Genomic DNA, 21648 nt, shown 5'->3' on the forward strand with positions numbered 1-21648 from the left:
ATGCAACCAAGTAATCCGTTAATATCTTCATACCCAAAATCGTTAAAGTCGAACATCTTGTCGGAGTTCGAGAACGATATTTTCATGAGAAGTATGATAAATCAAATCTTCACCTTTTGATTTAAAAAGTTCCTTTGTTGCTAATTCGTCCGGTACAGGTCTGATCACAGCCATCCCCTCGACGATTTCTTGATTACCTTCAATATAAGATGAAAGTACTTTTAGTTTTACAAATTGATTGGGGTACATTTTTTTACTTCTGACCACTTCAACTTTATCGCCCCTTTCAATTAACATTATTATATCATTATTTCACATCTGTCATAGTACTTACTACTTTACGATGCTTTGGCTTGTTAAAGAAGAGCGCAAGATTATAAAACAACGGGTTATCATGCTTCAGGATCCGGGTTGGCTTCCTTCCGACTTTTGTGGCTTTTCCAAGTTAGAACAACTTCATCTATCAAGGGAAGAGTGACTCCTATCCAAGCAAAAGTCCATTCTATCAAACCAAAACTCTATTCTATCCAAGCAAGAACTGTATCTATCAAACGAAGAACGCATTCTATCCAAGCAAGAACGACTTCTATCCAACGACAACGACGTCCTATCCAAGCAATATAGTCTCTTGGCAACCTCACACCGTAATATTCATGAGAATTTTAACGTAACGACTTTTATAACGGGTGTCAGTCCCCTGACTCTTTAAAGTTTAAACAGAGTGGGGGGCTGACACCTATAATTCAAATTAATATGCCTCAAGATAAAAAAACCGCTCATATTGATTGAACGGTTCTTGATATATTCCCTTTGTTATTCAACAAACGCGCCCGATTGTTTTACAAAGCACCCCTATTCCGATGTAAAAACAACGTAAAGACATTTAATAAAATGGTAACAATGACAAGTACCGTTGAAGCAACAGCTACACCGCGCATTGTATCCGCCAGAGCAGCAAAGTCTTCAATCTTTACCAAGTAAAGGTTATAAAAGATTTGAAAACATATTGCGATAGCGCAAGCGCTGAAACTGATAATGGTAAGAGTAACCCATTTATTATTCTTTTGTTTTTTTTCCACAAGATTAATAGCAGGGATTATCCAAGCTACTAACCCAAGAATCAAACTGCCGATGTTAAGCCAACCAGCATCAATCATATTTCATCCCACCCCATTTTCCCTTCTAAATTTTTCCTCAACAAACTGGCCCGTTTGCGGAACATTTCAGTTAAGTCTTATATACATTTTAACATTAATCTGCTATTTACCTGCAAAAATCCGAGACAATATTGTATTGTTATTCTTAGGGTAGGCTAAATAGAGGCCCAACCTATGTGCTCAGACCTCTAATTTTGTATGTTATTTTAACTTTTGTACGCTCGATACTGATCCTATGCAGCCATTTCCTTTTTACGAAAAATGAATACGGCCCCGATGACTAGGGCGATTGAAAGGATGAGCGTCACGGCAGCTGATCCCCATAAGTCGCTCGTTGTCTGTCCAGTGAGCAACATTTCCTGAATGTGCGGAGACAGCTTGTTCGGACTCCACGTAAGGACATGGCCAAAGATTTGGGTGACAATGCTCATCACCATGACCGTCGCGAGGGTGAAAAAGAGCACGAGACCTTGGTTGTTGACGAGTGCGTTATAAAAAATGGCTAAGCTCACAACAAGTGTCAGCCAGAGGCCATAGAATCCCACGACCTGCAGCATGGCGGTAAAAGCCAGGTCTCCAAAAAGAATGTTGATATAATACCAGCTTGCCAGTATGCCAAGGAACAAGGATACCCAAACGAGCAGGAGTAAAACCGTCCATTTGGCTGTGATGTAATTGGCAAATGAGACCGGCTTGACAAGCACAAGTTCGAGAACACCGCTTTTGCGTTCACCTGCGATTGTGCCCATGGAAATGAGGCCAATGACCAGGACACCCATCAGGCTGTACTGGGATAAACTCATCATAATGACTTCAGGCGGTGTGAGTTCCGGCAGTTCCAGCACACTCCCTTCCGGCAATCCGCCAACAGAGTCGATGATCATAGGGGTATAATAGGTTGTGATCGGGTCCATGATGGCAATCAGGATCATTACGAGTGGCACCCAGATCCACTTTTTATTTCGCCAGTTTTCCAGAACTTCTTTCCGAAATAAAGCATTCCATTGCATTATGCAGTCACCACCCTCATAAACATGTCCTCGAGTGAAGCACGATTAATACTGAAGTATGTGAGCGGCCAGTTTTCTGCAGCGGCCTTTGTTAAAATGCCTGCACGGGCAGCCTCAATGTCATGCGCGATGACGTGCAGCATGTCTTTGTCGACGTAGGCGTTTTCCACCGAATCAAGTTGATTGACCAGTGTTTGGAATGGTGCGGGGTCCGTGTCAAAAGAAAGCTCCAGCTTGGTGGTTTGATACTTTTTCCGGAGGGTTGCCAGTGAACCGGACTCGACCATCTGGCCTTTGTTCAACAAAAGCAGCTCATCACTGACTTCATCGGCATCGCTTAAAATATGTGTGGAAAAAAGAATCGTCATATCCTGCTTGAGTTCTTCCATAAGGGTGAGCACATCGCGTCTGCCGATTGGATCGAGAGACGAAACCGGCTCATCAAGCATCAGCAATTTGGGCTGATGAATCATCGCTTGAGCAATGCCAAGCCGTTGCTTCATGCCCCCAGAATACTTCCCTATACGCTGACCTTTGGCATCCGCAATCCCGACTTTTTCCAACAGATTATGGGCACGCTGCTGAGAATCATTTTTTGAAAGCAGGGCAAGCTCTCCGCTGTAGGTGAGAAATTCCATCCCGGTCATCCAATTGTAAAAAGCGGGATACTGGGGCAGGTAGCCTATGTATGAGCGAATGTCATCCCCTTGTTTCATCCCTCTGAACGTTACTGATCCCTCTGTCGGTTTAAGCAGACCCGCCATCGTGCGTAAAATGGTTGTTTTTCCCGCACCGTTCGGACCGATCAGTGCAATGGTCTGGCCTTCTTGCAAGGTGAAATCCACATGATCGACAGCCGGTTTGCCGTCAAAATGCCTTGATAAATTCGAAACCGTAACAAGTGCCATTACTTTTGCCTCCTTCCGAAAATGAAATAAGCAATCGGTCCAATCAAGTTGACCAAGAGGATGATCAGCAGCCACATCCATTTCGGCCCGTTCGTTTCATCAGCTTTCACCCAATCAACAAGCGCCACGATCATGAGAATCAATTGAATGATGACAATCGGCAAAAGCATCAGCAATAAATTAGAATCCATAAGTTCAGCCATAACGAATCTCTCCTTTCATAGTGTTATACGAATGAGCAGAAGAAAAGTTCGGATAAAAAAGAGCCCAACCGATTGATGTCAGTTGGGATCCTTTTTTATAAGGTTGTATTCTTATAAGTTTCTGCTATTTACTAAGGCACAGTATCTCAAAACCACGAAGTAAGAGAACGTGAATGAACCCCTTATGCGTGAGAGAGGACCGTGATTTACGCTCCGGGAAGTGGCTTTAACTTTATCACAGCTCAAGTGCGACATCTGTTCAAGAAACCCGCTTTCACAGTGTCTTCTAGCCGCGGGCACGGCCTCACCCTCCTTGCCCCGGCGAGGGGTATGTCGACGTTGTCCGCAAAGGACGGTTTTAGTCGACCTTCCTTAAAATACGCTTGCTGTGGGGTCTTCGGACTCGTGCTGTTCCCGCAGGAGTCGACTTCCCTCCGCTCCAATCACTTTACTTAATTCAGTGGCTTGGACGGTTCTACTCATATAAGAGTTAGAGAATAACCTCTCATACCAAGCTCGGGGAAAACACGGAGACTCCTATGGGAGCTAAAGCCTAGATGAGACCCCGGAGGTCGTCAGACTGAGGAGGCTCATCAGCGCCCATGGAAAGCGCAGTGTTTTCCCCGAGCGGTTGCTAGAAGCAGTCATTTCAAGTTTTCTCCAGGCTTTTATGTCACCTATTTGTTGAGCAGGGATCACTTTATAAAGCAGCCTGTTATAAACCCTACAGGTTATTTCTTCTTCAATTCCTGCACGTCTTCTTCATTTGATAAAGCCTTGAAGAGGGCGAACATCATCAAAATCATGACGAACGAGAATGGTAAGGCTGCCGATATGATCGTGTTTTGGATGGCTTGGAGACCGCCAACGTATAACAGGATCAGGGCAACGGCAGACTGAGCAATTCCCCAGACGATTTTGACCTGTGCAGGTGGAATGAGAGACCCATTGGTCGTTTGCATCCCGAGTACGAATGTCGCTGAGTCGGCTGATGTAATGAAGAACGAGCCAATCAGCAAAATAGCAATAACCGATAAGATGATCGACATCGGCATCTGGTCAAACATGTTAAACAAAACAAGTTCAGTCGCATATTGACTTAAATCTACTCCGCTGTCCTGAATCGTTCCGGCTGTTGTGCCAAAAACCGCATACCAGATTGAGATAAACAATGTTGGGATGACAAGCACGCCGGTGATAAACGAACGAATTGTGCGGCCGCGGGATACGCGAGCGATGAACATCCCGACAAACGGTGCCCAGGAAACCCACCAAGCCCAATAGAAAATCGTCCAGCCGTCAAGCCAGCCACGATTATCGCCTTCAAGTGGCGCGGTTCTGAAACTCATTTCCAAGAGATTTTGCAAATACAGACCAAACGTCTCTGTAAACATATTTAAAATCAGCAGAGTCGGTCCAATAATGAGGACGACGATCAGTAACAAGACAGCCAAGACCATATTCGTGTTGGATAAGTATTTGATCCCTTTTCCGATCCCAGACCAGGCTGAGATTAAAAACAAGACCGTAACGACGGCAATAATGAAAAATTGCGATGTAAATCCAACTTCTATTCCAAACAGATGGTTAAGCCCGCCATTAATCTGAGCGGCACCAAATCCAAGTGTTGTCGCTACACCAAATACAGTAGCAAATACCGCGAGTACATCAATCAAAACGCCCCACGGACCATTCATCTTATCGCCAAACAAAGGCTTAAGCGTTGCGGAAATCAAGCCAGGTTCTTGCTTGCGGAACTGGAAATAAGCAAGTGATAGGGCGACCATGGCATACATGGCCCATACGTGGACCCCCCAGTGGAAATAAGCAGCAGATAACGCTTCTTTAAAAGCTTGAGGCGTACCTTCTTCAGAAAGAGGTGCATCAGATACGTAGTGAAACAGGGGTTCTGCAGCACCGTAAAACACGAGACCGATTCCCATGCCCGCGGAAAACAGCATGGCGATCCAGGTTGGTGTTGAGAAATCCGGCTTGTCATCATCCTTGCCAAGTTTAACTTTCCCGTAAGGACTGACAGCTACAATAATCGATAATAAGACCATTGCTGACATGAGCAGCATATAATACCAACCAAATGTCGTTGCAACAAATCCTTTAATATTTTCCGTGATTACTTTTGCTTCTTCAGGATAAAGAACCCCAAGAATTACTCCAATGGCTACGAGTGCTAATGTGATGTAAAAGACTTTCGATACTTTCCTCATATTCTCTCCCTTTGTTAAAATGGTATGTTATTTAACATACTCAAAAAAGATAAAGCGTGCAAGCGAATACAGTTAAAATTATCTTATTCCCATTTTTAAAAATTTTAGTATTATTTTACAAGCCATATAAAAACGCCGACAGACCACGGAAAACCCAGGTGTCGACGTTTAACTGTGATATAAATCAAATTCTTGCATCATCGCATTCATCAGCCGAAAAAGAGACTGCTGTTTTTTGAATGGCATGTCTTTTACGTGATAGATCTGTTCTTTCACATCAGGATGCATCATTAAATAATCTGCCAAGGCGACCGTTTCCGCATCTAATGGTTTGAGACCGGCCTGATATTCGCGCTCGGCATCTTTCATAAGATCGTCCCTGAGCCGGTGATTGCTGACGAGCCGGTCCAGTGAAATATGAAAGAGCTGGCTCATCCGGGTGAGCGCATCAATATCTGGTTTAACAGCGCCGTTTTCCCATTTGGCAATGACCGAACGGGAAACAAGCATCAGATCAGCCAGCTGCAATTGGGTCCAGCCGTTCTGTTCACGATAGTATTTAATGTTGTAAGCCAACCGTTCGATATCCATAACCATCACGCTCTGCAATAGGATAGGGACCGCGCATCATAAGCCGGTTCCCGTATAGTAAATTTAATCCTATCATGATTAAAATGGTTCTGGAGATATTGTTTGTTCTTAATAGGAACATATAGTAAAATGTTCATTAATAGAACAAAAAATCTGAAAAGGAAGGTGATATAAATGATTGGGTGCTTAATGGTTGACCATCCGACAGTGTCTCCGCTTTCTAAATGCAAAATGCTCAGGGCTAGTTTCTATGCTGAGGACTATGAAATAGAAGTCCTTTCACAAGCTCGTGTGATGGTGATCGTTTACAATGCAGACCAATATGACATTTGGCAAGCAGCTGGGATGTTTGAAGCTGCAGGCATTAAAACAGGGTATGGCTTTGCGCAGTCCAAAGGAGAAGCAATTGCCGACGCATTGAAGCATTTGGAAAATGACATGCATGAAGAAATTGTCCCTCAGGTTTAAATTGTTGATAACTGATCAGTTACTCACAAACTTACACACAAATAAACACCCACAACAAGCGCCCGCATCCAGATTATCCACACTCATCCACAGATAAATGACAACTTATCAACAAGCACACATCTAAAAACGTTAAGAAACTTCTTCATCCCCAGTAACTGCTGTCTCCATTTGAGCGTTTGTGCACACCGCATAAGCTGTTTTTGTAATGGCAAACAAGTCATACACATCTTCTCGTTCATTGATCGCTTTATAGACATCCGGATATAAATGGTTAGCAGGTACGGCATAAGGCAATTTGGCTGCAGCTTTGGCTGAGCGCACATTTGTCCGGCGGATCTTCATAAATACTGTTTCAATGCCCAGTTCTGTGAATAACTCGCTCAAAAACAATTCTTTCGCAAGTTTGTTGTATCCCTGCCCGAAGTAGGGTTCGCCGATCCAAGTGGCCAAGAAACCAGCATTGTTCTCAACATCAAATAAATTAATGGTACCAATGGGCTGAAGATAATCATCTGTAATTGTCCGAGAAATCATTGTGCCTGCCGCTTCTGCTTCAATGGTTTGTTTGGTTAGGAAGTAAAGTTCGTCGGAAGAATAAGCCTTGTGCCTGACGTAAGGAAAAACGGCAGGGTGCGCCATTAAGTCATAAAGACCAGGAACTTCATGTAATTCACGTTTTTTGAGCATAAAAAATACCCTCCTGTTCTCCAGGGGGTACCTTGAAAAGAACGGCAAAACAGCCGGCCATACCCACCCTCGAATTTAAGTTAGCTTTCAACTGAAATTCGGGGTGGGAATCGAACCCACTAGAACCAGCACCCAAGCTGGTGGCGCACCATTTGCCTTCCCAGAAACCGCTCATTTTATTGTTTGGTTGAACTTATTTTACTATCATTTATATGAAAAGGGAATACTTTTTTGCAACAAAACGATCATTTTTCAGCTTCTTTTTCCAGGATGCTTTTCAAGGCGGTTTCAGCATCGGTATACCGGAAATGGTAGCCGTTAAATTGTGCTTTCTGCGGCAGGACGTATTGTCCCCTGACGATCAGTTGGCTCATTTCACCAAGGGCTGTCCGGATCATAAAACCGGGGGCAGGCAGCCAGTGGGGCCGGTGGAGCGTGCGTGCCACGAGCTTCATAAAGATGTCGTTTTGTTTCGGGTTGGGGGCTGTCGCATTAATCGGGCCACTGATGGCGTTGTTGTGCAGACAAAATGTAATCAGTTCAACGACATCATCAATATGGACCCATGAGAGCCATTGTTCCCCGTCACCGATTTTTCCACCGGCAAAATACTTCACCGGAAGCTTCATCATGGAAAGCGCTCCGCCATCTCCAAGAATGACTCCAAATCGAGTGTACACCGTGCGGATGCCCAACTTTTCCGCTTGAGAAGCGGTTTTCTCCCAAACTGAAGAGACATGAGCGAGAAAGTCATCGCCTGGGGTTGTCGTCTCCTCGGTGAATATCTTTTCCCGGCTCATGCCGTAATATCCGACGGCAGATCCGTTCACCCATACAGCTGGCTTCTGATCCATGGTCCTTACAAGATCGAGCACTTTTTCCGTGATGGAAATGCGACTCTCTTTGATTGCTTGTTTCTTCGCCTTGGACCAGTAACCGAATATCGATTCACCGGCCAAGTTGATAACGGCATCGATAGCCGGGAGATCCTGCGCTGTTATATCATAGGAGACATAGGTGACAGAAGCCTCGTTTTCGTGGTGATCAGGCGAGCGCGTCAAAATAAACAGCTTGTGCCCGCCTGTCTTGAGGTGTTCGGTTAAGCGGCTTCCGACAAAGCCTGTCCCCCCAGTTAAAAGAATATTCATAGCTTCAACCCCTTTAAGGATGTTTTTGGTATGATAGAAATGAGGTGATGATATGGCAACAATTACACGTATCACAACACAGAAAAAACAAAAGCAGCGATATAACATCTATCTTGACCGCGGTGCCGGTGAAACATTCGGGTTCGGTGTCGACGAAGCAGTTCTGATCAAACACCGGCTTCATAAAGGCATGGAGCTGGATGATGCGTTCATGAACACACTCATAGATGAAGACACGCAGTACAAAGCTTATTCCCTTGCCATCAATTATTTAAGCTACCGGATGCGGACAAAAAAGGAAATCTATGATTATTTAATTAAAAAAGAGATCCATCCCGAGCATGTGGAAAGCGTGATGCAACGGTTAATCGACGAGCAGCTTGTGGATGACCGCCAGTTTGCTAAGATGTTTACAGAAAGCAGGATCCGCACGTCGGCAAAAGGGCCTGGCCTGGTAAAAAAAGAATTGCTGGAAAAAGGCGTGCCTGCTCTATATGCAGATGAAGCTGCTTCACTTTATACATATGCTATACAATATGACAAAGCAGCCCATTGGATGCAGAAACGTCTGAACAGATCCAATCGCGATTCTTTCCGGCAACAACTGCAGAAGTTACACGGTTTTCTGCTGCAAAAAGGTTTTGACCAAGGTGTGATTCAAGATGTGCTTGATACGGCCGCTGAACATCAGGATGACGGACAAGAGTGGGAGGCACTGCAAAGCCAAGGTCACAAGTTGATCCGGAAACATCAGTCAAAACGGCAAGGATTCGAATTGCAATCAAAAGTTAAAGAAGGTCTTTATCGCAAAGGTTTTCCAATGGAATTGATCAACGCATTTATAGAAGAAACTTTTCAAAGTGAGACATAAATCATAATAAAGGAGGGCAGTGCGCCGAACGCATCATGCCCTTTAAAGCTTATTATTGATCGATGATAATCTCTCTCCGGCCATCATCTTCCTGGAAAATGTGCTGGGCCACACCTTCTGGACCTTTCAGATGACTGGCATCTTCCACATGTGTTGACTCTTTCCAGAACGGCGTATTCATGCCGCCCATATAAACGGATGTAATCGAATAGTCCTTGTCTTTCCATTCTTCCTGCAAACTTTCAGCAAAACCTCTAACAGCAAATTTACTTGCGGCATAGACAGATTCATGAACTTTGCCGCGTAAACCTGCAGTGGAAATAATCATAAGGATCCTGCCGTTTGTCGCTTTGATGAGCGGAAGCGCCGATTGCACGGCATAAATGGAACCTTTCACATTTGTATTAAACGTTTGTTCAATATCTTCGTTGGTATAATCCTCAATCGGACCAAAACGGCCAATACCGGCGTTGTTAATGAGCAAATCGAGTTCACCGATTTGCTGAAAAGCAATTCCGACAGACGCCTGTTCTCGAATGTCGCATAAGACGACTTCTGCTTGTCCGCCGCTTTGCAGGATTTCTTCCTGAACCATGTGAAGTTTCTGGACTGTGCGTCCTAGTAAAAAGATTTTGTAACCATTTTTAGCGTATTCGAGAGCAAGGGCGCGCCCCAGTCCGCTGCCTGCTCCTGTAATTGCTGCATTTGGCATGTTTAAGCACCTCATTATAAAAAAGTTATTTGTTTCTATTGTCCTAAACTCTTGCTAAAATGTAAAGGTGAAGGAGCTGAAGAAAATGAATTACAGATATAGTGATTATTCGATCGAGCAATTGCGCGAAATTGCCGCAGAGCATAAGGAGAAAGCTTTGAAAGCAGAGCGGCTCGGCGATTACAGTGAAATGCAGATCCATGAGCGTAAGCAAATGGTGGCTATGGCGTATATGCTGAACCCTGAGGATTATAAACCTGGTGAGGTTTACGGCATGAAAGGCGACCCCGGCCACCGGTTTAAAATCAATTACATCAACGGCGTCTTTGCCTGGGGCCACAGAGTAAACCTATTGGATGAACTATACGAAAAAGAAGAAGCCGTCCCAATCTCCATATTGGAAGAGCAGTAACCCTAAGGCAGATGTTTATGACTGCCTCTGGCGACCGCTCGGGGAAAACACTGCGCTTTCCGCGGGCGCTGCTGAGCCTCGGGCCCACAGGACGTGGGTCATGAAGGCGTTGCGACAGGACGTCGCGGTTTTAGCCTTCCTTCTCCTATACCGCGCTCCGGGGTCTCACCGAGGCTTATCCTCCCGCTGGAGTCTCCGTGTTTTCCCCGAGCTGGGTTAGAGCGAATAAATGTTCTCGATGATTATGTGTGCGCAGCCGTCCAAGCCACTGACTAACATAAAGTGATTGGAGCGGAGGGAAGTCGACTCCTGCGGGAACAGCACGAGTCCGAAGACCCCACAGCGAGTACATTAAGGAGGGTCGACTAAAACCGCCCTTTGCGGGCAACGTCGACATACCCCTTGCCGGGGCAAGGAGGCTGAGGCCGTGCCCGCGGCTAGAAGACACTGTGAAAGCGGGTTTCTTGAACAGATGTCGCACTTGAGCTGTGATAAAGTTAAAGCGACTTCCCGCAGCGGAAATCACATTCTACTTATAAAGCATATTGATTTGTATTTACCTTAAGTAACCAGAACGTTTTTTAGTGTTTATTCTCTACTTAGCAGTTTGTGTCATATGTTCGTTAAAAAAAGGTAAAAAAAGGCTGCCGCGGGGGCAACCTTTTTAGGATCAGACGGGGTAGTCGCTGATGTAGAGTTTGTTTCTCAGTTTGTGTTCTGAGTAGATCCAGCCGGTGTAGGAGCTGGTGATTTCGCCGTTGGTGTTGATTTGTACGACGGCGACGAAGGGGTATCTATCCCTTGCCCGGTAACGCAAGTCGGTAAACCGGACTTCTGTAAAATCACCATATTCGTTAATCACCCAGCGGTAAACAGGTGAAAATGATAAGAAAGCGGCGATGTTTTTATCGGTCTGAGCAAGGCGCATAATCGGTGTGTCCGGCAGCGGCTTGCGGTCAAACGTGTCGACAATTTCAATGTGACCGTCATTCACAGCGCCAACATGAAATTGACTTTTAGTTGTAATTGCGACACGCCAAACGTTTTGTTTAAGGGTCGGTGAGGTCGCAATTTTTTCAACATCGCCATAATAATCCTTGATTTTATTGACGATTTCCCTTTTTTCCATATAGCGTTTAATATAGTACAGAAAAATCACCGCGTAAATCGTCAGCCACGTCATGCCAGGGTCTAGTCCAATAGCCCAAGCGATAATGCCTGCGATATGCAAACCGAAGATATATGGGTCAAATGTGTTGATAAACCCGTAAGCGACCCACCTTCTGGAAAAAGGCCTGAACGCCTGGGTTCCGTACGCGTTGAATATATCAGTCAGGACGTGGACAATGACCGCTAATGCTGTCCAAGCCCATAAATGCGGATAGCTGACGGAGGGGACGAAGGCATGAATAATGCCTGAGATAAGAACGCCCCACATTAATACGGCCGGCAGAGAATGGGTGACACCACGGTGATGTCGGATATACGTCGCATTGTTTCTTAATTTTAAAACAGTATCGAAATCCGGCGCATGTGACCCGGCAACTGTACCGATGAGCACAGCATTAAACAATGCTGGATCTGCGCTGACAGCCGGATCAAGTGTTGCCAGTCCGCCTAAAGCAACACCCATAACGATATGGGTTCCAGTATCCATTTATGGTAAACCTCCTTGAAGATGGTTTTTATAAACGTACAACCTAATAGTATCATTATAACATGAGAGGTGTTATTTATTCGTGCAACCTATATTACAATATATTGACACTTCAGCTTTTCAAAACGATTTGCTCGAGTGGTATGACCGGAATAAACGTGATCTCCCATGGCGCGAAAATCAGGATCCCTACAGCATCTGGGTATCGGAAATCATGCTTCAGCAAACCCAGGTTGATACGGTTATTCCTTATTTTAATCGATTTATGTCGCAATTCCCCACTGTGTTTGACCTTGCTAAAGCAGAAGAACAAGACGTGCTCAAAGCGTGGGAGGGTCTGGGTTACTATTCCCGTGCACGCAACTTACAAAACGCCGCCCAAACAGTTGTTGAACTTTACAATGGTGTGATTCCGTCTGAAGTGAAAGCACTTGGTGCGCTTAAAGGCATTGGTCCCTACACACGCGGGGCGATTTTATCAATTGCCTTCAATCAGCCTGAGCCCGCGGTTGACGGAAATGTGATGCGTGTGATTGCCCGGCTGCTTAAAATTGACGACAATATTGCGGAACCTGCTGTTAAGAAAAAATTTGAAACCATCGTGAGAGACCTAATCCCTGATCACGATCCATCCTCTTTTAACCAAGCTGTGATGGAACTTGGGGCGCTTGTCTGCACACCGAAAAACCCGATCTGCAATTTGTGTCCGGTTCAATCGCATTGCCGCGCATTTGAGCACAATGTGGTTTCAGAGCTTCCCGTTAAAGCCAAGGCCAAAAAGAAAAAGACAGAAGTGTATGCCATTGTGCTTTTGCAAACCGAGGGCGGGGATGTGATTATAGAAAAGCGTTCTGATCAAGGGTTGCTTGCCGGTTTATGGCAGTTTCCGATGATTCCCGTTGGAAATATCGGTTTTGAACATATGGAAACCTGGCTTCAAAATGAGTACGGACTTACGGTAAAGCACTTGGATTTTGCTGAAGATCTGAAGCATGTATTTACACATAAGATCTGGAAACTTTCCGTGTATACCTCTGAAGTGGAAGTGGCCGGTCATTTGGACGAAAGACTTAAATTGGTTCAGAAATCAGATCTCGACCATTATCCATTTCCAGTTTCACACCAAAAAACCATGCAGCATCTGAAATGATTATTTGTAGTTTTTACCAGTTTATTATGTGGATAGTCTAAACCGTTCCGGGACAAATTAATGCATGCGGAGGTGATAAGAATGGCTAAAAAACCAAACCAAACTCAATCCGGAACGAACGTTCAGCATGTAAAGAAACAAAACCAGAAAGCACAACAAGGCCAATATGGCACTGAGTTTGCTTCTGAAACCGATGTGCAGGAAGTAAAAAAGCGTAACCAAAAGTCACAGCAAAACAAAAAGTAACCTCATTTCAGAGGAAAAAGGCGTCCGCATAAGGGCGTCTTTTTTATCGTCTAAATAGCGACACAGAAAAATTCAAACTCAATAATCAAGGTGAGAGCGTCGTGATCTGCGCTGCGGGCAGTCGCTTTCCGCGGGCACGGCCTCAGCCTCCTCGCTCGCAAAAACCGCTCGCTGTGGGGTCTTCGGACTCGTGCTGTTCCCGCAGGAGTTCGACTGCCCTCCGCTCCGATCACTCCATGCAATTCAATGGCTTGGACGGTTCTACTCACATAAGAGTTAAAAATTAACCTTTCACACCGAGCTCGGGGAAAACACGGAGACTCCAGCGGGAGGATAAGCCTCGGTGAGACCCCACAGCGCGGTAGCGCGAGGAGGCTCAGCAGCGCCCGCGGAAAGCGGAGTGTTTTCCCCGAGCGGTTGCATGTGGCAGTTATTAGATTTATTTATATCGTTGCGATGTGTGGATATTGTGATAGTGTTATCGTCCCTTATTTTTTAGGAGCATTATCCTTTATGTTTATGGCGCGTACTATTATAATGAAGGAATATTGTCGAGATGAAAGGAAGATTTTCATGGCTGGGCCAGCTTCAGGCGCGCATATTCAAATTGAAAGCTATAAACATAATGGCTCCCTGCACCGGGTTTGGCATGACAGTTTTGTTTTAAATGGCACGGAACAGGAGTGCATCATTGCCAATGACAGAACGCTGGTGAGTGAAAGTGACGGGCGGTCGTGGGTGACGCGAGAGCCGGCTGTCTGCTATTTTCATGCTGAAGTATGGTTTAATGTGATCGGCATGATCAGGGATGATGGCATTTATTATTACTGTAATATCGGATCTCCTTTTGTTTACGATCAGAACATGAACGTGCTTAAATACATTGATTATGATTTGGATGTTAAAGTCTATCCGGATATGACTTATGATCTTTTGGATGAGGATGAGTACGAAGCCCATCGTATTGAAATGGGCTATCCTGACAAACTTGACCGCATCCTCAAATCCCAAGTGGAGGAGTTGCTCCTCATGATTAGGCAGCGGCGGGGGCCGTTTGCGCCGGACTATGTGGATTGGTGGTATGAGCGTTTTTTAACATACAGATAGCACGCATTATGAGTTAAAAGAGGTATGGACATGCATACGATTAAACAATACATGAAATTTGTAAAGCCGTATAAATGGAAAATCGTTTGGACGATTCTTGTCGGGATTATAAAATTCGGGATCCCGCTTTTGATTCCGCTGATTTTAAAATATGTGATTGACGACATAATTGGGGCCAGCGATATGGGACAGGCGGAGAAGACGTCTCAGCTTTTGTGGCTGATGGGGATTGCATTTGGTGTGTTCCTCTTAGTCCGCCCGCCTGTTGAGTATATTCGCCAGTATTTGGCCCAGTGGGTCGCAAATAAGATTTTGTATGATATTCGTGATAAATTATTTGATCATCTGCAGCGGCTGAGCCTTGGATTTTACTCACGGACCAAAACGGGGGAGATCATTTCCAGGATGGTCCATGATGTGGAGCAGACGAAGACGTTTGTTGTAACAGGGCTGATGAACGTGTGGCTGGATCTGGTTACGATTATGATCGCCGTCATCATCATGTTGACAATGAACGTTCCGCTGACGATTGTGTCGATCATTTTGTTCCCGTTATATGGCATATCTGTGAAATACTTTTATGGACGCTTACGCAATTTGACGCGTGACCGGTCCCAGGCGCTTGCTGAGGTGCAAGGACATTTGCATGAACGGGTCCAGGGCATTCCGGTTACCCGGAGCTTTGCCCTGGAAGATTATGAGCAGGGGCAGTTTGACAACCGTAATGGAAACTTTTTGACCAAAGCATTGAAGCATACGGATTGGAACGCAAAAACCTTTGCTGTAATGAATACCATCACTGATCTCGCCCCACTGCTAGTCATTGGTTTTGGCGGTTACCAGGTTATTAACGGATCATTGTCCGTCGGTACCATGGCGGCGTTTTTCGCCTATATGGAACGGGTGTACAGTCCGCTGAGACGTCTGATCAACTCATCCACGGTGTTGACACAATCCATTGCATCGATTGACCGTGTGTTTGAATTGATGAATGAAAAATACGATATCGCGGATAAAGACAATGCCAAGAAGCTCGGCCGTGTGGATGGTTCAATCCAAATTGACAATGTTTCGTTCCGTTATGAAGAAGAAGAAGCAGACGTGTTAAAAGGTGTGAACTTGAATGTGGCCAAGGGTGAAACGATCGCTTTTGTCGGTATGAGCGGTGGCGGGAAGTCGACGCTGATCAGCCTGATACCGCGTTTTTACGATGTGACGGGCGGCTCGATCAAAGTCGATGGTCATGATGTCCGGGATGTTCAGGCCCGTTCGCTTCGGGACAATATCGGTATGGTGCTGCAGGACAACCTCCTGTTCAGCGAATCGATTTCTATGAATATCCGCATGGGGAATCCTGACGCAACTGATGAAGAAGTGATCGAAGCGGCCAAATCGGCCAATGCGCATGAATTTATCACTGAACTCGCTCAAGGGTACGATACGTTGGTCGGTGAAAGAGGCGTGAAACTCTCTGGCGGGCAGAAACAGCGTATCGCCATTGCGCGCGTATTTTTGAAAAATCCGCCGATCCTGATTTTCGATGAAGCGACATCTGCGCTTGATTTGGAAAGTGAGCATACGATTCAGGAAGCGATGGAAAAATTGGCTGCGAGGCGCACGACGTTTATTGTCGCCCACCGTTTGTCGACGATTACACATGCCGACCGGATCGTGGTGATTGAAAATGGTGAGATTCAGGAAGTTGGGACTCATGATGAGCTGATGGCCCGAAAAGGCAGTTATTACGGGTTGTATGAAATCCAGAATCTCGGCCATCCGGAACATTTGGGAACATAGGCCTCAATAAACATCCGAACCAATTTGCTGTGACGCAAATCGGTTCGGATTTTTTGTTTGGGGGATAGACAAGGTTTGGGGTGGTGTTGCATATCATCTTATCAAGGTGGTACGGGAGGCGGTTTGGAAATGGCTTGGGTGTTTGTCATTCTGTTTGCGGTGATTGTCGTGCGGAGTTTAAGCGTGTTCGTGCTGTTTAGGGACAAGACCGAAAGCGGTTTTGCGGATACGCGGTTTTCACTGGAACTCTTTGTCACGCTCCTGATGATATATGTCACCGTGATCATCGGGTTTGGTGCGATCTATTTTATTCTATCCCTTAAAGGGGTGGTCCTTGTTGAGCATAATGAGCTGAAGCGTTTGAGTGTGATAGGGTCGATTTTACATTCGATGTATTTCAGCGGGGTGACGATGCTGACGATCGGGTACGGGGATATTGTGCCGGTTGGCATCGGGCGGCTGATTGCGATCGTGCAGGCATTGATCGGTTACGTGTTGCCGGCTGCCTTCGTTCTCAAAATTGTTCAGGCATCCCAATATGAACGATCACGCTGAGTTGCGGTGGCCTTTTGTTGATTTAAAACCATGGAAACGTTTAATATGGAAGAAATGAACATATAAAGGGAGTAGGTATTGACAGATGCATATTTTATTCTCAGCAAAAATTTCTGAAAAACATCGAACAGCGCTTAAAAACAATCATGCTGATCTTACATTTAACTTTTGTGAAGGCATGGAGGAGGCAGAGAGTTACCTGCCGAAAGCGGATGTGCTGGTCACTTATGGGGAAGATGTGACCGAAGCCCATCTCGAAAAAGCGAATCAGCTCAAATGGATCATGGTCATTTCGGCGGGAATGGACGAGATGCCGCTGAAGACCTTGGAAAAGAAAGACATCCTCGTGACCAATGCACGCGGCATTCATAAGGTGCCGATGGCAGAGTACGTCATTTCCATGCTGCTGCAAGTTTATCGCAAGGAAAAACAGCTTTTTGAATATGAAAACGACCATGTTTGGGGAAAACATGCCCACATGGAAGAGATCTCAAACCGCAAGATGCTCGTAGCAGGGACAGGCGCGATCGGACAGGAAGTGGCACGGCTCGCCAAAGCTTTCAATATGACTACGGTTGGTGTATCCCGGAGCGGCAGACAGGTAGAGCACTTTGATGAAACCTATCCTAATACAGAATTGGAAGGTCTGCTTGGCGATGTGGATTTTGTTGTATCCGTTATGCCGAGTACACCTGAGACATACCATTTCTTTGAGCAGCGGCATTTCAAAGCGATGCCTGAGCATGCCGTCTTTTTGAATATGGGCCGGGGTGATGCCGTCTCGAGCGATGTGATGCTTGAAGCCGTTCAGAACGGGGATATTGCTCATGCGGTCTTGGATGTATTTGAAGAAGAACCGCTTCCTGAAGACCATCCTTTCTGGGATGAAGCGAACATCACCGTTACGCCGCATTTGTCGGGCGTGTCTTCGCAGTATGTAACCCGTGCACTTGGTATTTTCGAGCAAAACTTGAACGTCTTGAAGCAGAACGGCACAGAATTTGTGAATCAAATAGACGTAACCAGGGGGTATTAATCATGCGCATTTATACACGATCAGGTGACAAAGGAAAGACATCGCTCATATATGGGCAGCGTGTTCCGAAAAATGATGTCCGAGTAGAAGCTTACGGGACGTGTGATGAGGCCAATTCAATGATTGGGCTTGCTTTAAGCTTTCTTGATGGAGAGGACTGGAGCGGTAAAAGCGATTTCGTTGACCACATTCACCGGGTACAGACCATTTTGTTTCATGTCGGTGCTGAACTGGCAACACCGAAAGAAAAAGACGTGATGTGGCAATTGAAGCAATCGCATATAGATGAGCTTGAACAGCAGATCGACGAATGGGACAAGGATTTGGACACACTTAAAAACTTCATTCTTCCATCCGGCCATAGTGCATCCAGTGCGCTTCACACTGCCAGAACGATTGCCAGACGTGCTGAACGGGCGGCTGTCGGCCTTGGTGATGAGCTGGGCAATCCGCTTGTCGTACAATATTTGAACCGGCTGAGTGATTATCTGTTTGTCGCAGCGAGATTTGTCAACAAACAGCTGGGCGGTACCGAAACACATTTAAAAGCGGACGTATAAGGCCACATTCGTTGACATATGTATAGAAAACAGGGTAAACTAATTATAAAGATTATAAGATGATAATTCATTCGATATCGGATTATATATGAAAGTGAGGTGCATGACGATGGAAAATGATAAATTACATCACGCGATAGACACATTAAAAGAATCTGGTGTACGCATTACACCACAGCGTCATGCGGTCCTGGAGTTTTTAATGAATGCTGAAACACATCCTACTGCAGACGAGATCTACAAAGCACTTGAAGGGAAATTTCCTAACATGAGTGTTGCTACAGTTTATAATAACTTGCGTGTGCTTCGTGAAATCGGTCTGGTCAGAGAATTGACTTATGGCGATGCATCCAGCCGTTTTGATGCAAACGTGTCGGATCATTACCATATCATCTGTAATGAGTGCGGCAAGATCGTGGACTTTCATTATCCGGTCCTCGATGAGATTGAGTCGCTCGCTGAACAGGTGACAGGCTTTGATGTGACCCATCATAGAATGGAAGTTTACGGCGTATGTGAGGAATGCGGCAGTAAACAAATGGTGAAACATTAGTATAAGGTGCTTATAATAGAACAAATAAAAAACCAAATGCATATGCTGCATTTGGTTTTTGTGTTTATGATTCATCTTTTTAGCTTTGGCTTTGGCTTCGGCTTTAGCGGCTCTTATATAGCTGCGTTTATTGTATTTCTCATCAAACTCTTTGCCCTCAAGATCTTTATCTAGCGTGAGCGGTTGTTTACAATGCATGCAAGCATCCACACGTCCAAGCATTTTGGTCGGCTTCTCGCAGTTTGGACAAATAATCGGCAATGCTCGTGTCGAAAGCGTTCCGATCCATACGTAAACCACACAACTGAAGGCGATGAACAGAAGTCCGATTAAGAAAAATATCCACATCAGCCATTCTATTTTCTTCGTCAAAATGCCTCCATACATAAAAGCAAACCCGACAAAGATTAATATAAGAGCAAAAGATCTTATTTTATTTATCTTACTTGAATAAACAAGCTGCGGCATACTATACCTCCTTACTTCCATTAAGCATTATAGCATAATTTTGTCTGAAAAAGATATGAAATGAATTGAAATACCGCGCCTGAAAGTGTGTGTTTCCATTGTTTTAGACATTTTTCTTATGAATGAATGAAAAAGTGTTGACTTTAAAATCTGAGCGTGGTAAATTATTGTTTGTCGCCAAAATGATAAGCGACCAACCGAAAAAACTCGAAAAAAACATTTTAAAAAAGTGTTTGACTTACGTTTCTCGGTGTGTTATATTAATAAAGTCGCTTTTGAAGAGCGCACAGCAATTTTGTTCCTTGAAAACTGAACAAACAACGAAGCAGATGTCTGTAAAACAGATGTCAGAGGTAAGAAGTTTTAAACTTCAAACCCTGAATCAATTTTTTAAGAAGCTAAGACCGTTCATCGATTGGTGTCGATGAACACCCAAACTTTTATGGAGAGTTTGATCTTGGCTCAGGACGAACGCTGGCGGCGTGCCTAATACATGCAAGTCGAGCGCGTGAAGCAGGCAATTGCCCTTCGGGGCATGCGCCTGTGGATCGAGCGGCGGACGGGTGAGTAACACGTGGGCAACCTGCCTGTAAGACTGGGATAACTCCGGGAAACCGGAGCTAATACCGGATAACGCCTTTCATCGCATGGTGAGAGGATAAAAGATGGCCTTTGGCTATCACTTACAGATGGGCCCGCGGCGCATTAGCTAGTTGGTGGGGTAAGAGCCTACCAAGGCGACGATGCGTAGCCGACCTGAGAGGGTGATCGGCCACACTGGGACTGAGACACGGCCCAGACTCCTACGGGAGGCAGCAGTAGGGAATCTTCCGCAATGGACGAAAGTCTGACGGAGCAACGCCGCGTGAGTGATGAAGGTTTTCGGATCGTAAAGCTCTGTTGTCAGGGAAGAACAAGTGCCGTTCGAATAGGGCGGCGCCTTGACGGTACCTGACCAGAAAGCCCCGGCTAACTACGTGCCAGCAGCCGCGGTAATACGTAGGGGGCAAGCGTTGTCCGGAATTATTGGGCGTAAAGCGCGCGCAGGCGGTCCTTTAAGTCTGATGTGAAATCTTGCGGCTTAACCGTGAGCGGTCATTGGAAACTGGAGGGCTTGAGTGCAGAAGAGGAGAGTGGAATTCCACGTGTAGCGGTGAAATGCGTAGAGATGTGGAGGAACACCAGTGGCGAAGGCGACTCTCTGGTCTGTAACTGACGCTGAGGTGCGAAAGCGTGGGTAGCAAACAGGATTAGATACCCTGGTAGTCCACGCCGTAAACGATGAGTGCTAGGTGTCAGGGGGTTTCCGCCCCTTGGTGCTGAAGTTAACGCATTAAGCACTCCGCCTGGGGAGTACGGCCGCAAGGCTGAAACTCAAAAGAATTGACGGGGGCCCGCACAAGCGGTGGAGCATGTGGTTTAATTCGACGCAACGCGAAGAACCTTACCAGGTCTTGATATCCTCTGCCAGCGCTGGAGACAGCGTGTTCCCTTCGGGGACAGAGTGACAGGTGGTGCATGGTTGTCGTCAGCTCGTGTCGTGAGATGTTGGGTTAAGTCCCGCAACGAGCGCAACCCTTAACCTTAGTTGCCAGCATTTAGTTGGGCACTCTAAGGTGACTGCCGGTGACAAACCGGAGGAAGGTGGGGATGACGTCAAATCATCATGCCCCTTATGACCTGGGCTACACACGTGCTACAATGGATGGAACAAAGGGCAGCGAAGCCGCGAGGTGTAGCAAATCCCATAAAACCATTCCCAGTTCGGATTGCAGGCTGCAACTCGCCTGCATGAAGCAGGAATCGCTAGTAATCGTGGATCAGCATGCCACGGTGAATACGTTCCCGGGCCTTGTACACACCGCCCGTCACACCACGAGAGTTGGCAACACCCGAAGTCGGTGGGGTAACCTTTATGGAGCCAGCCGCCGAAGGTGGGGCCAATGATTGGGGTGAAGTCGTAACAAGGTAGCCGTATCGGAAGGTGCGGCTGGATCACCTCCTTTCTAAGGATATCTAGCATAGATGCCCGTCAAATGGCATCACAGCTAAATTAACGGAAAGACATCACTTCGTTTGTTTGTTCAGTTTTGAGGGAGCAAATCTCTCAAAACTTTGTACCTT

22 protein-coding genes, 1 rRNA gene and 1 pseudogene are annotated in these 21648 nt (G+C 45.8%); 12 read left to right on the forward strand and 12 right to left on the reverse strand.

Annotated elements, in window-relative coordinates; all coding sequences use genetic code 11:
• Nucleotides 1-42 precede the first annotated feature (42 nt).
• The 7 genes from JNUCC1_RS11770 to JNUCC1_RS11800 form a co-directional block, all read right to left on the reverse strand.
• On the reverse strand, nucleotides 43-297 hold the full coding sequence (locus tag JNUCC1_RS11770) for a hypothetical protein (RefSeq protein WP_156645688.1): 255 nt from the start codon (nucleotides 295-297) through the stop codon (nucleotides 43-45).
• Nucleotides 298-839: 542 nt separating this feature from the next.
• Nucleotides 840-1157 carry a hypothetical protein gene (locus JNUCC1_RS11775; RefSeq protein WP_156645478.1) on the reverse strand — a complete coding sequence of 106 codons (318 nt, stop codon included), beginning with the start codon at nucleotides 1155-1157 and terminating at the stop codon, nucleotides 840-842.
• Between the two features lie 233 nt (nucleotides 1158-1390).
• Nucleotides 1391-2167: an ABC transporter permease gene (locus tag JNUCC1_RS11780; RefSeq protein WP_156645689.1), complete on the reverse strand. Its 777-nt coding sequence runs from the start codon at nucleotides 2165-2167 to the stop codon at nucleotides 1391-1393.
• Nucleotides 2167-3075 (reverse strand): ABC transporter ATP-binding protein, encoded by a 909-nt coding sequence (locus tag JNUCC1_RS11785; RefSeq protein ID WP_156645690.1) that lies wholly within the window; start codon nucleotides 3073-3075, stop codon nucleotides 2167-2169. The genes JNUCC1_RS11780 and JNUCC1_RS11785 overlap by 1 nt, the downstream gene beginning before the upstream one ends.
• Nucleotides 3075-3278, reverse strand: a complete 204-nt coding sequence (locus tag JNUCC1_RS11790) for a PLD nuclease N-terminal domain-containing protein (RefSeq protein WP_231784198.1) — start codon at nucleotides 3276-3278, stop codon at nucleotides 3075-3077. The genes JNUCC1_RS11785 and JNUCC1_RS11790 overlap by 1 nt, the downstream gene beginning before the upstream one ends.
• 731 nt (nucleotides 3279-4009) lie before the next feature.
• Nucleotides 4010-5503, reverse strand: a complete 1494-nt coding sequence (locus tag JNUCC1_RS11795) for a glycine betaine uptake BCCT transporter (RefSeq protein ID WP_156645691.1) — start codon at nucleotides 5501-5503, stop codon at nucleotides 4010-4012.
• A gap of 168 nt (nucleotides 5504-5671) precedes the next feature.
• A complete protein-coding gene (locus JNUCC1_RS11800) occupies nucleotides 5672-6094 on the reverse strand; it encodes a helix-turn-helix domain-containing protein (RefSeq protein ID WP_231784199.1) in 423 nt (140 codons plus the stop codon).
• A gap of 174 nt (nucleotides 6095-6268) precedes the next feature.
• Between JNUCC1_RS11800 and JNUCC1_RS11805 the strand changes: the two genes are divergently transcribed.
• Nucleotides 6269-6562 (forward strand): hypothetical protein, encoded by a 294-nt coding sequence (locus tag JNUCC1_RS11805; protein WP_156645693.1) that lies wholly within the window; start codon nucleotides 6269-6271, stop codon nucleotides 6560-6562.
• Between the two features lie 132 nt (nucleotides 6563-6694).
• Here JNUCC1_RS11805 and JNUCC1_RS11810 read toward each other — a convergent pair whose 3' ends face one another.
• Complete coding sequence (locus JNUCC1_RS11810; RefSeq protein ID WP_156645694.1) at nucleotides 6695-7252, reverse strand: GNAT family N-acetyltransferase; 558 nt, start codon at nucleotides 7250-7252, stop codon at nucleotides 6695-6697.
• A 245-nt stretch (nucleotides 7253-7497) separates the two neighbouring features.
• Complete coding sequence (locus JNUCC1_RS11815; RefSeq protein WP_156645695.1) at nucleotides 7498-8400, reverse strand: TIGR01777 family oxidoreductase; 903 nt, start codon at nucleotides 8398-8400, stop codon at nucleotides 7498-7500.
• 52 nt (nucleotides 8401-8452) lie between these two features.
• On the opposite strand from JNUCC1_RS11815, the gene recX reads away from it, so the two are divergent.
• Complete coding sequence (gene recX / locus JNUCC1_RS11820; protein ID WP_156645696.1) at nucleotides 8453-9271, forward strand: recombination regulator RecX; 819 nt, start codon at nucleotides 8453-8455, stop codon at nucleotides 9269-9271.
• 52 nt (nucleotides 9272-9323) lie between these two features.
• On the opposite strand, the gene JNUCC1_RS11825 is transcribed toward recX, so the two are convergent.
• Nucleotides 9324-9983, reverse strand: a complete 660-nt coding sequence (locus tag JNUCC1_RS11825; RefSeq protein ID WP_156645697.1) for an SDR family NAD(P)-dependent oxidoreductase — start codon at nucleotides 9981-9983, stop codon at nucleotides 9324-9326.
• 85 nt (nucleotides 9984-10068) lie between these two features.
• Between JNUCC1_RS11825 and JNUCC1_RS11830 the strand changes: the two genes are divergently transcribed.
• Nucleotides 10069-10395: a YfhH family protein gene (locus JNUCC1_RS11830; protein WP_156645698.1), complete on the forward strand. Its 327-nt coding sequence runs from the start codon at nucleotides 10069-10071 to the stop codon at nucleotides 10393-10395.
• A gap of 670 nt (nucleotides 10396-11065) precedes the next feature.
• Here JNUCC1_RS11830 and JNUCC1_RS11835 read toward each other — a convergent pair.
• Nucleotides 11066-12052: a metal-dependent hydrolase gene (locus JNUCC1_RS11835; RefSeq protein ID WP_156645699.1), complete on the reverse strand. Its 987-nt coding sequence runs from the start codon at nucleotides 12050-12052 to the stop codon at nucleotides 11066-11068.
• 82 nt (nucleotides 12053-12134) lie between these two features.
• Here JNUCC1_RS11835 and mutY point away from each other — a divergent pair, with 82 nt between their 5' ends.
• From mutY to perR, 8 genes are all read left to right on the forward strand, one after another.
• Complete coding sequence (gene mutY / locus JNUCC1_RS11840; protein WP_331713768.1) at nucleotides 12135-13202, forward strand: A/G-specific adenine glycosylase; 1068 nt, start codon at nucleotides 12135-12137, stop codon at nucleotides 13200-13202.
• An 81-nt stretch (nucleotides 13203-13283) separates the two neighbouring features.
• Complete coding sequence (locus JNUCC1_RS11845; RefSeq protein WP_156645700.1) at nucleotides 13284-13448, forward strand: gamma-type small acid-soluble spore protein; 165 nt, start codon at nucleotides 13284-13286, stop codon at nucleotides 13446-13448.
• Between the two features lie 573 nt (nucleotides 13449-14021).
• Nucleotides 14022-14555, forward strand: coding sequence for a nucleoside tri-diphosphate phosphatase (ntdP, locus tag JNUCC1_RS11850; RefSeq protein WP_156645701.1), 534 nt, complete (start codon nucleotides 14022-14024; stop codon nucleotides 14553-14555).
• Between the two features lie 30 nt (nucleotides 14556-14585).
• On the forward strand, nucleotides 14586-16352 hold the full coding sequence (locus JNUCC1_RS11855; protein WP_156645702.1) for an ABC transporter ATP-binding protein: 1767 nt from the start codon (nucleotides 14586-14588) through the stop codon (nucleotides 16350-16352).
• A 129-nt stretch (nucleotides 16353-16481) separates the two neighbouring features.
• Nucleotides 16482-16907: a potassium channel family protein gene (locus JNUCC1_RS11860; protein WP_156645703.1), complete on the forward strand. Its 426-nt coding sequence runs from the start codon at nucleotides 16482-16484 to the stop codon at nucleotides 16905-16907.
• A gap of 85 nt (nucleotides 16908-16992) precedes the next feature.
• Complete coding sequence (locus JNUCC1_RS11865; RefSeq protein WP_156645704.1) at nucleotides 16993-17943, forward strand: NAD(P)-dependent oxidoreductase; 951 nt, start codon at nucleotides 16993-16995, stop codon at nucleotides 17941-17943.
• Nucleotides 17944-17945: 2 nt separating this feature from the next.
• A complete protein-coding gene (locus JNUCC1_RS11870) occupies nucleotides 17946-18503 on the forward strand; it encodes a cob(I)yrinic acid a,c-diamide adenosyltransferase (RefSeq protein WP_156645705.1) in 558 nt (185 codons plus the stop codon).
• Nucleotides 18504-18612: 109 nt separating this feature from the next.
• The gene (gene perR, locus JNUCC1_RS11875) at nucleotides 18613-19056 is read left to right on the forward strand and encodes a peroxide-responsive transcriptional repressor PerR (RefSeq protein ID WP_156645706.1); all 444 of its coding nucleotides are present in this window, start codon (nucleotides 18613-18615) and stop codon (nucleotides 19054-19056) included.
• Between the two features lie 117 nt (nucleotides 19057-19173).
• Here perR and JNUCC1_RS11880 read toward each other — a convergent pair.
• Nucleotides 19174-19524, reverse strand: a pseudogene (locus JNUCC1_RS11880) (YgzB family protein); the annotation flags it as partial.
• 439 nt (nucleotides 19525-19963) lie between these two features.
• Between JNUCC1_RS11880 and JNUCC1_RS11885 the strand changes: the two are divergent.
• Nucleotides 19964-21530, forward strand: a 16S ribosomal RNA gene (locus JNUCC1_RS11885).
• The last annotated feature ends 118 nt before the right edge of the window (nucleotides 21531-21648 follow it).

The sequence above is a fragment of the Lentibacillus sp. JNUCC-1 genome, from assembly GCF_009741735.1.
GTDB lineage: Bacteria > Bacillota > Bacilli > Bacillales > Amphibacillaceae > Lentibacillus_B.

Bases quoted from the DNA above. Each gene is read 5' to 3' on its own strand.
- JNUCC1_RS11770 (WP_156645688.1), bottom strand. From the start codon at position 297: ATGTTAATTGAAAGGGGCGATAAAGTTGAAGTGGTCAGAAGTAAAAAA.
- JNUCC1_RS11775 (WP_156645478.1), bottom strand. From the start codon at position 1,157: ATGATTGATGCTGGTTGGCTTAACATCGGCAGTTTGATTCTTGGGTTA.
- JNUCC1_RS11780 (WP_156645689.1), bottom strand. From the start codon at position 2,167: ATGCAATGGAATGCTTTATTTCGGAAAGAAGTTCTGGAAAACTGGCGA.
- JNUCC1_RS11785 (WP_156645690.1), bottom strand. From the start codon at position 3,075: ATGGCACTTGTTACGGTTTCGAATTTATCAAGGCATTTTGACGGCAAA.
- JNUCC1_RS11790 (WP_231784198.1), bottom strand. From the start codon at position 3,278: ATGGCTGAACTTATGGATTCTAATTTATTGCTGATGCTTTTGCCGATT.
- JNUCC1_RS11795 (WP_156645691.1), bottom strand. From the start codon at position 5,503: ATGAGGAAAGTATCGAAAGTCTTTTACATCACATTAGCACTCGTAGCC.
- JNUCC1_RS11800 (WP_231784199.1), bottom strand. From the start codon at position 6,094: ATGGATATCGAACGGTTGGCTTACAACATTAAATACTATCGTGAACAG.
- JNUCC1_RS11805 (WP_156645693.1), top strand. From the start codon at position 6,269: ATGATTGGGTGCTTAATGGTTGACCATCCGACAGTGTCTCCGCTTTCT.
- JNUCC1_RS11810 (WP_156645694.1), bottom strand. From the start codon at position 7,252: ATGCTCAAAAAACGTGAATTACATGAAGTTCCTGGTCTTTATGACTTA.
- JNUCC1_RS11815 (WP_156645695.1), bottom strand. From the start codon at position 8,400: ATGAATATTCTTTTAACTGGGGGGACAGGCTTTGTCGGAAGCCGCTTA.
- recX (WP_156645696.1), top strand. From the start codon at position 8,453: ATGGCAACAATTACACGTATCACAACACAGAAAAAACAAAAGCAGCGA.
- JNUCC1_RS11825 (WP_156645697.1), bottom strand. From the start codon at position 9,983: ATGCCAAATGCAGCAATTACAGGAGCAGGCAGCGGACTGGGGCGCGCC.
- JNUCC1_RS11830 (WP_156645698.1), top strand. From the start codon at position 10,069: ATGAATTACAGATATAGTGATTATTCGATCGAGCAATTGCGCGAAATT.
- JNUCC1_RS11835 (WP_156645699.1), bottom strand. From the start codon at position 12,052: ATGGATACTGGAACCCATATCGTTATGGGTGTTGCTTTAGGCGGACTG.
- JNUCC1_RS11845 (WP_156645700.1), top strand. From the start codon at position 13,284: ATGGCTAAAAAACCAAACCAAACTCAATCCGGAACGAACGTTCAGCAT.
- ntdP (WP_156645701.1), top strand. From the start codon at position 14,022: ATGGCTGGGCCAGCTTCAGGCGCGCATATTCAAATTGAAAGCTATAAA.
- JNUCC1_RS11855 (WP_156645702.1), top strand. From the start codon at position 14,586: ATGCATACGATTAAACAATACATGAAATTTGTAAAGCCGTATAAATGG.
- JNUCC1_RS11860 (WP_156645703.1), top strand. From the start codon at position 16,482: ATGGCTTGGGTGTTTGTCATTCTGTTTGCGGTGATTGTCGTGCGGAGT.
- JNUCC1_RS11865 (WP_156645704.1), top strand. From the start codon at position 16,993: ATGCATATTTTATTCTCAGCAAAAATTTCTGAAAAACATCGAACAGCG.
- JNUCC1_RS11870 (WP_156645705.1), top strand. From the start codon at position 17,946: ATGCGCATTTATACACGATCAGGTGACAAAGGAAAGACATCGCTCATA.
- perR (WP_156645706.1), top strand. From the start codon at position 18,613: ATGGAAAATGATAAATTACATCACGCGATAGACACATTAAAAGAATCT.